Origin of the sequence: Wolbachia endosymbiont (group A) of Volucella bombylans (assembly GCF_964026965.1) — a bacterium.
Taxonomy (GTDB): Bacteria; Pseudomonadota; Alphaproteobacteria; order Rickettsiales; family Anaplasmataceae; genus Wolbachia; species Wolbachia pipientis.
This window is the reverse complement of record NZ_OZ034717.1, coordinates 1,251,353-1,264,920: the sequence shown is the minus strand read 5'-3', so window position 1 is coordinate 1,264,920 and position 13,568 is coordinate 1,251,353. Positions and strand designations below refer to the sequence as shown.

The window sequence follows — 13,568 nt, the reverse complement described above, 5'->3', positions numbered from 1 at the left end:
TTCTTGGGTCAGCTATAGAGACTCTCATCTTTAGCGAGCTTCAAGGTAATTGGTTGCTATTTGCGAAAATATTCGCATAATTTAAGTAACATTACTTAATAAAAATTAACTATGGAGCTTAATAAGATTGCAGCATCGATTTTACTTTCTGGGCTAATCATTATGATAGTTAGTAATGTAGTTGATATGCTTTACAGTCCAGAAGAATATAAGATTGAACACCAAACGATAGTAGCTGCTGGCAGCAATGAGTTCCAGCAAAAAATCGAGCAAGTGGCGCTTGATATTGGAGCGCTCATGCAGAATGCTAGCTTTGAGAAAGGTAAATCAGCAGCAAAAAAATGTATAGCCTGCCATAGTTTTGAGAAAGGTGGAATGAATAAAGTAGGACCAAACTTATGGAACATAGTTGGAAATAAAAAGGCCCATCTTGGTAACTCATTCAATTACTCAAAAGCAGTGCTTGAAAGAGGTGGAAAATGGGGGTATGAGGAGCTATTTGCCTTTTTAAAGAACCCAAAAGCCTATATAAAAGGTACACGTATGGCATTTGCAGGTATTTCCAATCCACAAGAAATTGCAGATCTAGTTAGTTATTTGCATCAATTGAGTGATAGCCCGGTTGCTTTGCCAAAGTAGTATGGATTATTGTAAATTGTTTGATGGAAATAATGGTCACATAGCATATCGAAAGCTACAAGGAAAGAAAGCTTCTGTAGTTTTTTTCGGTGGATTTGCATCCAATATGGATGGAACTAAAGCAACTGCTATTTACAAATTTTGCCAAGAAAATGACGTAGCACTTGTGCTATTTGATTATTTTGGTCACGGTCATTCAAGTGGTAATTTTATTGATTACACGATAAGTGATTGGCAAAAAAATTGTGCTAAAGTAATGAGTGAATTAACTAGCGATAAACAAATAATTATAGGTTCAAGTATGGGAGGATGGCTGATGTTGCTCACTGCCCTTCAATTTCCAGAAAAAATTGCAGCACTAATTGGTATATCGTCTGCTCCCGATTTTACTGAAGATTTGATATTCAAGCAATTGTCAGGCAAGCAAAAAGAAGAACTAGATTCTAAAGGTGTAATAGATTTTACTTCAGAGCATTGTACATACAAAATAACTAAAAATTTGATCGAAGATGGCAGAAAGAACCTTCTTTTAAACAAAAAGACAATAGAGATAAACTGTCCTGTGCGCTTGCTGCATAGCATTAATGATAAAGATGTTCCTTATCAAACTTCATTGAATTTAGCTGAAAAAATTAAGTCAACCGATGTTGAAGTACACTTAATAAAATCAGCAGAGCACAATATGTCTGACAATCATTCACTGGAAGTTTTATTTAAGACCATTAGAGAATTTTGTAACCAGACTGCATTCTGTGATTTTTAGCAAAACACGATTTTTCATTTGAGCTTTCTTCAACTTAAAATAAATACAGAAAATTGCTGCCTATAGCTAAACTGACTTAGATTTACCGACAATTTGAAAAACCGTCATCCCGCTACGTGTTAGCGGCTGAGATACCGCGGCGGTATGACGGTTCGCACCATCACACTTTGGAACCTTACAGATATTGAGCAAATCCAATAATATCCTTGATTTCTTTTATATTATGGGTTGCAATTTCTGCTGCTTTCTTTGTGCCTTTTTTTAATATTTCATGTAAATGGAATTGGTCTTTTAAAAGATCATTCATTTTCTCACGTATGGGTGATATAACACTGATAATTAAATCAGCTAACTCTTTTTTGAAGTGCTTCATGTCATGTTTGTTCACTTCTTCACATACTTTTTCCGCATTTACATTACTAAGCACTGAATAAATGTTTATCAAATTGCTTATTTCTGGTCGGCACTTTAAAGTAGCAAAGCCTAGAATTGAATCTGTTTTTGCTTTTTCTATTTTTTTGACAATTAAGTCATCCGTATCATCAAGGTTAATGCACGAATGTTCTGAAGGATCAGATTTACTCATCTTGCTTGTGCCATCCCTTAAGCTCATTATCCTTGATGTGCAATCCAAAGTTAAGATTTCAGGTACGATGAAATAATCCAGCTTATAATGATTGTTAAAAGCTGATGCAATATCACGTGCAAGCTCCAAATGCTGTTTTTGATCATCACCAACAGGAACGTATTTAGTTTGATACAACAATATATCTGCAGCCATAAGTACTGGATAACTATATAATCCAAGAGAGGCTTTTTGTTTATCGCTGCCAGCTTTATCTTTAAATTGAGTCATGCGATTAAGCCAACCAATTGGTGTATAGCATCCAAGCAGCCAGCCCAGTTCTGCATGACCACTAACTGTGGACTGACTAAAAATAATGGACTTTTCTGGATCTATTCCGCATGCAATATAAGCTGCTGCTGTTTTGAAAATATTACTTTTTAATTCACTTGCGGGAAGCTTATTTGCTGTGATTGCGTGTAGGTCGACAATACAAAAAAGAGATTTGTATTTATCCTGTAAGTCTATCCACTGTTTGATTGCACCAAGATAATTACCTAAATGTAGTACGCCACTTGGCTGGATACCTGAAAAGACAATACTTGTCATTATACATTTACCTCATGCTAATCGCTTCCACAATCAGCAGATTTCTTAGAAAGAATAACCATTGCAGGACGGAGCAACCTATTTTTGATAGTATAACCAGTTTGTAGTACTTCTACAATGGTGCCAGGCTTTTTTTCATTGTCTTCTCTTTCCACAACAGCTTGGTGTAAATTACTATCAAAAAGCTCACCAAGTGGATCTACTTCCTCTATTCCATGTTTTTTTAGATCATTTATAATTTTTTGATAAGCTACTTTAATCCCCTCATGAACAGGATCACCGTCTTTCAAAATTTCCATTACTCTTTTTAAATTGTCGCACGAGTCGATCATATCACGTGCAAGTTTTGTGACTGCGTAGTCACTTGCATCGCTAATTTGCTTTTGCATTATACGTTTGACGTTTTCATTATCTGCAACAGCACGGCGTAAATGATCTTCAAGCTGAACTGCACGTTCTTTTAATGTATTGAGATCTTCATTTAAATCATCAGTTTGCTTATGGTTATCACTTTGTTGGTCGTCACCTTTCTGCCTACTTACCATATCAGCAAACTTCTTCTTTTTCTCCTTACTGCTATCTGACATATCATTACCCTTAAGAATCTAATAAATATATAACAATTAATCTGAAAATATCAAGCGCCAGCTACATTCGTCTTTCTATGCTCGCATTTAAAAAGTTAATTAAAGTAGTTTTATAAAAAGAATCAGAAAAAGTACTAATATCATTTTGTGCCATATTAATGTAGTGTCTAGCTTTTTCCATAGAAAGCTGAATGGCATTATGGTGATTAATATAGTGTAATGCTTGGTCAAAATTGTGTCTAGCTGAAGAAAAGCATTTTTCCCAGAATGTTTGCTCTGCTGGACTGCCCTTTTCGTATGCTATAATAGCAGGTAAGGTGACTTTACCTTCGAAAAAGTCTTTTCCGACTTGTTTTCCAGAAGTGCCTTGATTAGCAGTATAATCGAGCATATCATCAACTATTTGAAATGCCATACCAAAATTAAAACCAAAATTCTTTAGCCTCTCTGTTTCGTCATTTGTTGCACCAGATACTGTTGATGCAGCTTCACAGCATGCAGAAAATAAAGATGCTGTCTTTTCTCCAATGATATCAAAATAATTTTCCCTGACTGTGTGGGGGTCAAAGCGTGCTGTCATCTGCTTTATTTCACCCTTCACAAGTAAATGCGATGCTTTAGATAAAATAGAGAGAATATTTAAATTTCCACACTCTATAAGCCATCTAAATGCTAGAGTCAACAATAGATCACCAACTAAAATGCTTGATTTATTTCCCCAAATCTTATTCGCTGTTTTAACTCCATGGCGTGCCTCACTTTCATCGAGCACATCATCATGAAGTAAAGTAGCATTGTGTATAAACTCTACCGATGCAGCAACGTTGATCCTATTCTCCCCAGAATAGTTTAGCATTTTACATATAATAAAAACTAGTTTAGGCCTTATTTTTTTTCCACCTGACCTAACAAGATGAGATATAATATCAGTAGCAAGCTTAGCATCTTCATCATTGACATTTTTGAAGACAAAGTCATTCATAGCTGACAAATCAGAAGATACAATATCGTCTAATTTATCGCTGTTTGTTAAATCAGTATTTAGCATTTTAAGAGACTTATGCCTCTTGCCCTTGTGCTTTCTCGTTCTCTACTTTCTTCTTTTCTGTTTTCTTTGGTTCTGTTTCTAAAGTTACTATGCCTTTTTTGATAAACCACAGTACTCTTTCAGTTGCCTGCGCGCCTACACTTAGCCAATGTTTTAATCTATCAGCTTTCACCACAACACGATTTTTATTGTCTTTTGGTAACATTGGATCATATTGTCCTATTTTCTCAATAAAACGCCCATCTCTTGGTGCTCGTGAATCAGCTACAACTATCCTATAAAAAGGGCGTTTCTTTGCGCCAAACCTCGCCAACCTTATTTTAACTGCCATGTTAACCTTTATTCATATATTAGCCACAATTTTATACAATGAGCCGTTTTAAGTCAAATGAATTATACAACTTTTGCACCTTATAATATAATTACCAATAATGTAGGGCAGTGCCGGGTGTACAGCTATACGAACATTCATTTGTGAAGGTAAATTGCACAGCAAATGGTGTCATTCCAGTGCTTGACACTGGAATCCAGCCTTTTTTTAATCATTAAAACGTTGTATTTTAACATAAAACGGCTACTTTTATGCTTACCAACTTAATAAAATTCCTGGATCCCAGTGTCTGGGCACTGGGATGACATCCTTTCTAGTGAAGATTGCTCTCAAATCGCAATGTTCGTACAGTTGTGTGTCTGGGCACTGGATGCGTTTGAAGCAACTTATAAGATTTTTGATTATATATCATCAAGTATAGCGTGATTAACTTCGACTTTATACTTTGATTCCAGATAGCTAATTAATTGCTCTTTTAGCGATATCATCACACGTTTTCCGGTGTCAAGCATGTTTAATTTGCCATTTGATGAATGCATTTCTTTTAGAACACCTATTATAATTTCATTATTGTATTGAATAGGATCTGTCACTGAACCAGTTGTTTTCATATTGAAAATCTCTTCTACAAAAGAAAAGGGGTAGTTTTGTTGATCCACTTTATTGCGGTGCATCTGCTGACCTTTAACTAATTCCACACCTTGAATTTCTTCCAAATCTGTTTTTTCTCTTAGTTGAACTGCAACCTCTTGCCCGAATTTAAACATTCTTTCTTTTATAAACTCACTACGCCAAAGCTCTACCGCTAATGCCTTGCCTTCTTCAAAACTTTGCAATTTGGGTGGAACGATATCGACGATTTTTACACTAACAACAGCGTCCCCAACGCCCTTAAAATAACCTTTCTGATCCTTTTCTCGCGAAAAAATGAAAGAAATCAAATCACCAGAATCTCCTACGTTATTACCGCTTTGATCTTTTCCACTCGCATCTACTGGACCAATAGTTTGTATAGGTAAATTATATTCACTCAATATTTCTTCAATTTCTGAACCATTGTATATCTTATAGTTCACTTGGTTTATGAAATCATTGACTCTTTCAAAAGACTTTTGGTTAGTTAGAACTGACTTTATGTCTTTTTTTAAATCAACTAAGTCTTCATCAGAGATTTGATGCGCACTTTCCACTTTTACTATGTGCCAACCAAAACTGCTTGCTAAAACTTCACTTACTTCACCTACTTTAAGAGCAAATACCTTCTCTCTCACGTCTTCTGGTAAAAAATCCTTAGTTATATTATTTACTCTAGTTTCCTCAAGTTTTGCTTTGCCAAACTCTTCTACTATCTGTTCAAAGCTTGTTTTACCCTCCTCAAATGCTCTTCTTGCTGTCTCAGCTTCTTCTTTGGTAGAAAATATTGCATTGAATATATCTCTTTGATTTTTAAGTTCTTGTTGTTCTATTATACCATCAACTTCTTCATCTGAGATCTTGATTTGATCTTCAAAATACTTTTGGCCTAGGGAAATATATTGCGCAGTTCGATACTCAGGATAATAAAAATGGGATTTATTTCTTTCGTACAAATCAAGTAAGGCTTGATCATCTGGTTCAGGAATGTTTGTAACTGCATCTTCAGTTATTTTAACAATATCAACTACTCTAGTTTGGTAGCGACTTTTGTATATCTGCTCATCAATTTTCTCGCCAAAAGTTACTGGATAATTATCTTTAAATAATGAAGTCATGAACATCATTGCAGGCAGGACTTTCTCTAGCTTTGCTATATACTCTTTCTCTGTCATATGCAGGTCATTTAGCGTTTCATAGAATTTATTTTTGTCAAATTCACCTTTATCATTTTGAAAGTATTTGGTGTTTTTAATATGGTTTTTTATAGATTCTTCTCCAACTGTCAACCCCAGCTCACTAGTTAGGTTAAACAATAGTTTTTGCTCTATAAGTGCGTTAAGCAAATCATATTTCAGCTTTTTTACTTGTTCTCTACTCGCATCAGATCCAGAAATTTGCTTTTCATAATTTTGATATAGTGATTTATACTCATCTGACGTTATAACTTCTTTTCCAACCCTAGCTACCTCTTCTTTTTCATCATCACCTGATAAAAGGTTGCCAATTCCCATGAAGATTAACAAGCAAGCTAAAAGGACAACGGTTACTTTAGTGAAAAAATTTTTAACATTCATTTTAAACCCAGTTAATTAATGATTAATTATAGAATAGTGATAATTTAATGCTTGTAAACCTGTTGCTTTATTAGCTAATATATATAATATTACAATATATTAACTTAAAATTTAACTCTCTAATCTTAAATAGGAACATATGTTTAACTGAGTTATACTATACCTTAGGAAGGGGAAATATTTTGTTTGAAATATGCTTAAAGGTAAGCGCATTTAATTAACTTAAGAGGTGGGAAGTGACAAACAAAAAGTTATTGAATGACAAAATTAATGCTTTTTTAGTTTTAATAGTTTATATTTTAGCTCTGTATAACAGTAAGGGATACTTTAAATGGGAGATGCTTTTTTGATGTCAATGGAATCTTCTAAGGGCAATAACGATAGAAATAAACAGTTTCTAGTGCAAATAGCTGCTTGGTTAGTAGACAACACTGGTTTAACTTTTAATCAAATAGCACAATGTTGCAGATTGGCCCTTGAAGAAGTACAAGACATAGCTGATGAGGAAATAGAAGTAGAAAAATATAACCCTATTATTTCTGGAATAATTACTGAAAAAGAAATCGATGATTGCAAAAAAAATCCAAATCGTGTACCAAATTTGATTATAAAAAATATAAAAAAAAGGAGTAAAGCGATTGGTAGCATTCTTGGCTTTGCCTCTACGGCAAGACGTAGAGATAAACCTGATGCGATTTATTATTTAGTAAAAAAATTTCCTATCTTGGACGATAACGTTATAGCTAAATTAATTAGTACAACAAATTACACAGTTGAGCAGGTAAGAGATGGATCTCATCATAACATGCAAAATATAAAACCCCAAGATCCTGTACTACTCGGCTTATGTAGTCAAGAAAATTTAGAAGCAGAAGTGGAAAAAGCAAAAGTAGAAGAGGAGAAGCAAGAAAGGTTAAAAAAATATAAAGAATAGCTATTGAAAATCCTCAAATTTTTGTGTTTTGTTAACATTAAATTAACTTGACTTGCTAGTGTTTATTAGTATAATGTAAGTAAAGTACGGGGTTTAATGATAATTAAGCTTAATACGCACTGAAACTAACTCAGCCTAATTTATTATCTTATAGTCACATTTTAGGTTAGTAAGCATCAATTAAAATTTTTGGAGGATTATGACAACAATCAATGAAGATGTTTTGGCAAAAGGAAAGGTTACAGCTCAACCTGAAAAAAGTGAGCAAATTTACAATAACGATACAGTAAAACAGATGGTTAATGAAGGTACTGAGAAAAACAGAAAAACATTAGATCTGAGCGAATTAAAAGAGAAAACAGCAGAAGAATTGTTAGAGTTAGCTGAAGAAAGAAAAATTTCAACTAACGGTAAAAGCAATGGTAGAATGCTAAAGCAGGAAATAATATTCAGCTTAATGAAAAAAATGAGTGAAGAAGGAGGCATAACCACAGGGAGTGGAATAGTGGAAATATTGCCTGATGGTTTTGGTTTCTTACGTTCAGCAAGTGCAAATTATGCCCCAAGTACCGATGATGTTTATATTTCTAACGGGCAAATAAAGAAGTTTAATTTACGTACAGGAGATATGGCATATGGAGAAATAAGGCCACCTGGTGATAAAGAGAGATATTTTACTTTAACTAAGGTTCAAAGTATAAACTCTACTGAAGTAAGTGAATTAAGAAAGTACGTCCATTTTGATAATTTGCTTCCTCTTTATCCTGAGGAAAGCATAGTACTTGAGTGTAATAATGGTGATGATAAAAAAGGCTTAAGCATGCGTGCTATAGATATAGTAGCTCCTCTTGGAAAAGGGCAAAGAGCGTTAGTAGTTGCTCCACCTCGCACAGGAAAAACTGTATTGCTTCAGCAAATGGCTAACTCTATAGCTATAAATCACCCTGAAGTAGAATTAATAGTGTTACTTATAGATGAAAGACCTGAAGAAGTAACAGATATGATACGTTCTGTAAAAGGTGAGGTAGTAAGTTCTACGTTCGATGAGCCTGCTTACCGTCACGTACAGCTTGCTGAAATAGTAATAGAAAAAGCTAAAAGAATGGTTGAGCATAAAAAAGATGTGGTAATTCTACTTGACAATATTACTAGACTTGCACGTGCTTATAATGCGGTTATTCCTTCGTCTGGGAAAGTTCTAACTGGTGGTGTAGATTCAAACGCACTGCAGAGACCAAAACGCTTTTTTGGAGCAGCTCGTAATATTGAGAATGGGGGTTCTTTAACTATAATCGCCACAGCTCTTATAGAGACTGGTTCAAAAATGGATGAAGTTATTTTTGAAGAGTTTAAAGGTACAGGAAATGCTGAGATCATACTTGATAGAAAACTTTCTGATAAACGTATATTTCCAGCTATTGATATTACAAAATCCGGAACAAGGAAGGAAGAGCTATTAGTTGATAAGGCTATACTAAATAAAATATGGGTGGTGCGTAGGATACTCAATCCTATGGGACCCGTTGAAGCAATGGAATTTTTACGTGACAAACTACTTTTAACAAAGAGCAATGCTGACTTTTTTAACTCCATGAATCACTAAAAGTAAGCCAGTTATGATGGATATGCTGAGCAAAAAGTAAAACGCTCTTATAGCTAAAATAATTTGGATTTACCAAAATATATTTATAGTTAAGTTGGCAATTTACCTTAAGTTAGCGCGTGAAACTGGAATGACACCCTTGGTGGCAGACAGCTAAAGGAAAATATCAACTAGGTTTATAATCTATCACTACCGTGTTTGCGTATCCGTTCAGCGGAGTGGCAGAATAAGGTAGACAAGGTGATCTAAAAAGATAATCATAGAGCAAAAGTGAAATAATATGGTAAACCTTTTAGAACTTTGCAAAAATTTACAGCAAAAAATAGAAAGGTTAGAAGCAAAAATAGAAAGATTGGAAAAAGAGAATGAAAGTTTAAAAGCAGAAAATAAGGCTTTAAAGATAGAAAATGCTGAGTTAAGAGAAAGACTCGGTTTAAGCTCAAAAAATTCATCAATACCAAGTTCCAAAGAGTTGTATAAAATAAAAAAGAATAAGCCGAAAAGCGAAAGGAATATTGGCGGTCAGGTTGGTCATAAAGGAAGTTTTCGCGCCAACATGGATGCAGATAAAGTAGTAAAGATAGAGTTGCCTAATACTTGCGAATGCGGAGGAGAAATTGCAATATGTGAAAAACCATATATTCATCAGAAAGTTGATCTTCCAGAAATCAAGCCTTATGTAGTGGAATATCAGTTAGAACATGGCCGTTGTCGGAGATGCGGAAAGAGAAGAAGTAGCAAGTTACCGGAAGGTGTTACGCCAGATACATTTGGTCCAAGGGTTAAGTCAATAATTGCAGCGTTCAGCGGATTCTACAAAAATTCAAAACGCGAAATAGCGAGTGTCGTAAATGATATCTTCAATTTGAACATAAGCGTCGGTAGCATATCAAATAGTGAACATAGAGTTGCTTCAAAATGCAAAAAAATGTATGAGCAGATCGAACAAGAGATAAGTAGGAGTAAAGTTCTACATATTGATGAAACGAGCCATTATAACAAAGGTAAACTCGCTTGGTGTTGGATGTTTGCAAGCAATACGGCAAGTTTTGTAAAATTTACAGAGTCAAGAGGAATGAAAGTTTTACAAAATAGTAAATTCTGCAATCGCAATAGCTTGGTAATAACTGACAGGTATGCAGCATACAATTATTTTGCCGATAAAAACAGGCAAATCTGTTGGGCACATTTATCAAGAGATTTTGAAAGATTAGCACATAGTTGGAATATTGAAGTTAAAGTTCTGGGTTGTTACTTGAGAAACGTGGCCACTGAATTATTTGCACTAAAAAAAGCTTTACTAAAAAGTGAGATAGATGTTTTGAGGTTTGTCAGACGTGCCAGAAAATTAAGAAAACGTACAAAGTATTACTTGAAGGAGATATCTCGTTTACCTGAAGCAATTGGAGCCTCTCGAGTTGCAAAAAATGTTCTGAGATCTGAAAGAATGATGTGGAAGTTTTTAGATGACCCAGAAAATATTCCGCTGACAAATAACCACGCTGAACGGCAAATTCGGCATTATGTCGTTTATCGCAAAAACTCATATTTTACACAATCAAAGCGGGGAAATACATTCCTTGAGCGGATAATTTCATTATACTTAACTTGGAAACAAAGGGGTCTCAATCCTTTCCAAAATCTCCTATCTATTGTTTCTTAAACCACTCTCCTGAACGGATACGTGTTTGCAATTTTGTCGTGAAAAGCTTGTTTATGTTCATCACCTACTGCACATACTAAAACTAAGATTAGTATAGCTAAGAATAAAATGGGATTACAAAGTGATATGCAATAAATTATAAAAAGAGCTATAGTCCTTTTCATTGCTTGCATTGTAGTGATTGACTCAAATGTATCTTTGTCTTTTACGCGCATGCTAAATAACAAGTGTCCTGGAGTGCCGCCAAATTTTACTAGCATGAATATATGAAATATACATGGTATCATTAAAAATAAAGAAAATACAATCGTGGTGATTACAATTATTGCACCCATGATCCCTTGTATTGCGTGTGTAAGTGAGAAACCCACCGCCATTAAACCAAATGGTATTGCGATAAATAAAATACAATCAACTATAAATGCTAGAGTACGTCTTGTCATCGTTGAGTAGTTTACTTTTTTATCCATGTACTACCTATAAAGAAAAATATCAACTAGATTTATAGTCTATCACTACTGTTTTTGCAATTTTATCGTAAAAAGTCTGTTTGCGTTGATCAAATACTGCAAACAAAAATAAAATTAGCACAATTAAAAGATATAGAAAAGTATAACCATGATAATGCAGATGAGGCAAAAAGCGAAAAATAATCCAGATGCTTCCCTTAGAAATACATCTTATTGTTGCTTGCATAAGGGTAACATTTGTAAATGTATTAGCATCTTTAATATGCATACCACACAATAGTTTTCCTGGGGTACCACCAAGTTTTGTTACCATTAATATTTTGGATATTGTTAGTACTAATGTTGCGACCACTGCAGAAACTATAAATGGTATTTCTGTTGCTAGTTGTGCAATTTCCTGAAAAGAGTCTTTATCTTGATCTTGTAATGATACGATGAATACACCATAGATAAAACCGAAGATAAAATGAGGGGAAAATATGATGAGGTCAAGTATTTCTGCTACAATACGCCTTGTAAATCCTACATAATTTACTTTAACATTTATTTCAGTATTCATAACCCCACCTATATTTCATAATATCATCATATAATATAAAAATACGTTATTAAATAACCGTAAATATACTAACTTGGGTAATATTAGCTACTTGTGCCACTCTATTATTTAAATTAATATTAAATCATTTATAACTAGGGAAGTTATGTCAACACCAATCACAGTTGCATATGGCGACGGTATCGGACCAGAAATCATGGAAGCGGTGCTGTCGATATTGCGCGAAGCAGAAGCGAAAATCTCAATAGATATTATTGAAATAGGGGAGCGTGTTTATAGTAAAGAATGGTCTCACGGAATTTCTCCAAGTGGTTGGGAATCAATTGAAAGGACAAAAATATTATTAAAATCTCCGACAACAACTCCTCAAGGTAAAGGCCACAAAAGCTTAAACGTTGCACTCAGAAAAAATCTAGGGTTGTATGCAAATATCAGACCATGCATTTCATATCATCCTGTTATAGAAAATAAATTCGATAAGTTTGATATCGTAGTAATACGTGAAAATGAAGAGGACGTTTACACCGGAATAGAGCACAGGCTCACTGGTGACTCTTACCAATGCACTAAAATTATTACTAGATCCGGCTCAGAAAAAATATGCAGGTACGCTTTTGAATATGCAAAAAAACATAGTAGAAAGAAGGTAACTTGTCTTACTAAAGATAACATAATGAAAATGACTGACGGAACTTTCCATGCGGCGTTTGATCGTATTGCAAAGGAATACCCGGACATAAAGGCAGAACATTATATAGTCGATATTGGGATGGCACGTGTTGCCACAGAACCGGAGAATTTCGATGTTATAGTAACCGAGAACTTATATGGCGATATATTATCGGACATTGTGGCGCAAACCTCTGGATCTGTTGGACTCGCTGGAAGTAGCAATATAGGTAATGAATATGCAATGTTTGAAGCAGTGCACGGTTCTGCTCCTGATATTGCAGGAAAAAACATAGCTAATCCTTCTGGACTTTTGAATGCTGCAGTGCATATGTTGGTCTACATCAGTCAAGTGAGTACTGCAAAACTAATTTACGATGCATGGCTCAAGACTTTGGAGGATGGAATACATACCGCCGATTTATATAAAGAGAAAAAGAGTAAACAGAAAATTGGTACCAAAGAATTTGCAGAAGCCGTTATAGATAATCTAGGAAAAAAACCGAAAACATTATCTGAGCTTACAGTCGGTAGCAGTACAAATAGCAAAATAAGTGAAATACAAAATAGCTATGAACAGGACTATAAAACCAAAAAGCTAGTAGGTAGTGATATAGCGCTTGCTTGGGACAAATCCAGCAACTTTGACCAAATAGTTAGGTTATTTGAATCGAGTAATCTGCAAATGATAGCAATATACTCAAAAGGTCTTGCGATTTGGCCAGGAAACTCAAAACCTTCAAGTGATCAAATAACCTGTAGGTTTATCGCAAATAATGAAAAGCAAGCTATTACAAATAGTGATGTGAATAACTTGCTAATCAAACTTGAAGAACACAATTTTGACGTGGTGAGAATGGACAAATTGTATTTGTATGATGGGAAAGAGGGGTTCTTTGTTTAAATATTTAAAAGAGG

General features: G+C 34.5%; 13 protein-coding genes. 6 read left to right on the top strand and 7 right to left on the bottom strand.

Features of this window, described 5'->3' with window-relative positions:
* The first annotated feature begins 111 nt into the window (after positions 1-111).
* Together AAGD51_RS06375 and AAGD51_RS06370 are read left to right on the top strand one after the other, a co-directional pair.
* Positions 112-639, top strand: coding sequence for a c-type cytochrome (locus AAGD51_RS06375; RefSeq protein WP_010082469.1), 528 nt, complete (start codon positions 112-114; stop codon positions 637-639).
* 1 nt (position 640) lies between these two features.
* On the top strand, positions 641-1,402 hold the full coding sequence (locus tag AAGD51_RS06370; protein WP_236514540.1) for an alpha/beta hydrolase: 762 nt from the start codon (positions 641-643) through the stop codon (positions 1,400-1,402).
* A gap of 175 nt (positions 1,403-1,577) precedes the next feature.
* On the opposite strand, the gene trpS is transcribed toward AAGD51_RS06370, so the two are convergent.
* The 5 genes from trpS to AAGD51_RS06345 form a co-directional block, all read right to left on the bottom strand.
* Positions 1,578-2,576, bottom strand: a complete 999-nt coding sequence (gene trpS / locus AAGD51_RS06365; protein ID WP_182320709.1) for a tryptophan--tRNA ligase — start codon at positions 2,574-2,576, stop codon at positions 1,578-1,580.
* Positions 2,577-2,593: 17 nt separating this feature from the next.
* Complete coding sequence (locus AAGD51_RS06360) at positions 2,594-3,163, bottom strand: nucleotide exchange factor GrpE (protein WP_012673267.1); 570 nt, start codon at positions 3,161-3,163, stop codon at positions 2,594-2,596.
* Between the two features lie 61 nt (positions 3,164-3,224).
* The gene (locus tag AAGD51_RS06355) at positions 3,225-4,211 is read right to left on the bottom strand and encodes a polyprenyl synthetase family protein (RefSeq protein WP_182320705.1); all 987 of its coding nucleotides are present in this window, start codon (positions 4,209-4,211) and stop codon (positions 3,225-3,227) included.
* A gap of 10 nt (positions 4,212-4,221) precedes the next feature.
* Entirely contained in the window at positions 4,222-4,542 is a 321-nt protein-coding gene (rpsP, locus tag AAGD51_RS06350; RefSeq protein ID WP_006279266.1) for a 30S ribosomal protein S16, read from the bottom strand.
* Between the two features lie 401 nt (positions 4,543-4,943).
* Positions 4,944-6,752: a peptidylprolyl isomerase gene (locus AAGD51_RS06345; RefSeq protein ID WP_236514542.1), complete on the bottom strand. Its 1,809-nt coding sequence runs from the start codon at positions 6,750-6,752 to the stop codon at positions 4,944-4,946.
* A gap of 331 nt (positions 6,753-7,083) precedes the next feature.
* On the opposite strand from AAGD51_RS06345, the gene AAGD51_RS06340 reads away from it, so the two are divergent.
* From AAGD51_RS06340 to AAGD51_RS06330, 3 genes are all read left to right on the top strand, one after another.
* A complete protein-coding gene (locus tag AAGD51_RS06340; protein WP_006279803.1) occupies positions 7,084-7,686 on the top strand; it encodes a cell cycle transcriptional regulator TrcR in 603 nt (200 codons plus the stop codon).
* 199 nt (positions 7,687-7,885) lie between these two features.
* Positions 7,886-9,289 (top strand): transcription termination factor Rho, encoded by a 1,404-nt coding sequence (rho, locus tag AAGD51_RS06335; protein WP_007549497.1) that lies wholly within the window; start codon positions 7,886-7,888, stop codon positions 9,287-9,289.
* A 280-nt stretch (positions 9,290-9,569) separates the two neighbouring features.
* Positions 9,570-10,952 (top strand): IS66-like element ISWen3 family transposase, encoded by a 1,383-nt coding sequence (locus AAGD51_RS06330; protein WP_007548562.1) that lies wholly within the window; start codon positions 9,570-9,572, stop codon positions 10,950-10,952.
* On the opposite strand, the gene AAGD51_RS06325 is transcribed toward AAGD51_RS06330, so the two are convergent.
* Together AAGD51_RS06325 and AAGD51_RS06320 are read right to left on the bottom strand one after the other, a co-directional pair.
* Complete coding sequence (locus tag AAGD51_RS06325; protein WP_341810442.1) at positions 10,949-11,422, bottom strand: RDD family protein; 474 nt, start codon at positions 11,420-11,422, stop codon at positions 10,949-10,951. The genes AAGD51_RS06330 and AAGD51_RS06325 overlap by 4 nt on opposite strands.
* Positions 11,423-11,444: 22 nt before the next feature.
* Positions 11,445-11,981: an RDD family protein gene (locus AAGD51_RS06320; RefSeq protein ID WP_236514544.1), complete on the bottom strand. Its 537-nt coding sequence runs from the start codon at positions 11,979-11,981 to the stop codon at positions 11,445-11,447.
* A 145-nt stretch (positions 11,982-12,126) separates the two neighbouring features.
* Between AAGD51_RS06320 and icd the strand changes: the two genes are divergently transcribed.
* Entirely contained in the window at positions 12,127-13,554 is a 1,428-nt protein-coding gene (icd, locus tag AAGD51_RS06315) for an isocitrate dehydrogenase (RefSeq protein ID WP_006279798.1), read from the top strand.
* Positions 13,555-13,568: the final 14 nt, after the last annotated feature.

Excerpts from the sequence above, each read along its gene's own strand:
- AAGD51_RS06375 (WP_010082469.1), top strand. The coding sequence starts at position 112 with ATGGAGCTTAATAAGATTGCAGCATCGATTTTACTTTCTGGGCTAATC.
- AAGD51_RS06370 (WP_236514540.1), top strand. The coding sequence starts at position 641 with ATGGATTATTGTAAATTGTTTGATGGAAATAATGGTCACATAGCATAT.
- trpS (WP_182320709.1), bottom strand. The coding sequence starts at position 2,576 with ATGACAAGTATTGTCTTTTCAGGTATCCAGCCAAGTGGCGTACTACAT.
- AAGD51_RS06360 (WP_012673267.1), bottom strand. The coding sequence starts at position 3,163 with ATGTCAGATAGCAGTAAGGAGAAAAAGAAGAAGTTTGCTGATATGGTA.
- AAGD51_RS06355 (WP_182320705.1), bottom strand. The coding sequence starts at position 4,211 with ATGCTAAATACTGATTTAACAAACAGCGATAAATTAGACGATATTGTA.
- rpsP (WP_006279266.1), bottom strand. The coding sequence starts at position 4,542 with ATGGCAGTTAAAATAAGGTTGGCGAGGTTTGGCGCAAAGAAACGCCCT.
- AAGD51_RS06345 (WP_236514542.1), bottom strand. The coding sequence starts at position 6,752 with ATGAATGTTAAAAATTTTTTCACTAAAGTAACCGTTGTCCTTTTAGCT.
- AAGD51_RS06340 (WP_006279803.1), top strand. The coding sequence starts at position 7,084 with ATGGGAGATGCTTTTTTGATGTCAATGGAATCTTCTAAGGGCAATAAC.
- rho (WP_007549497.1), top strand. The coding sequence starts at position 7,886 with ATGACAACAATCAATGAAGATGTTTTGGCAAAAGGAAAGGTTACAGCT.
- AAGD51_RS06330 (WP_007548562.1), top strand. The coding sequence starts at position 9,570 with ATGGTAAACCTTTTAGAACTTTGCAAAAATTTACAGCAAAAAATAGAA.
- AAGD51_RS06325 (WP_341810442.1), bottom strand. The coding sequence starts at position 11,422 with ATGGATAAAAAAGTAAACTACTCAACGATGACAAGACGTACTCTAGCA.
- AAGD51_RS06320 (WP_236514544.1), bottom strand. The coding sequence starts at position 11,981 with ATGAATACTGAAATAAATGTTAAAGTAAATTATGTAGGATTTACAAGG.
- icd (WP_006279798.1), top strand. The coding sequence starts at position 12,127 with ATGTCAACACCAATCACAGTTGCATATGGCGACGGTATCGGACCAGAA.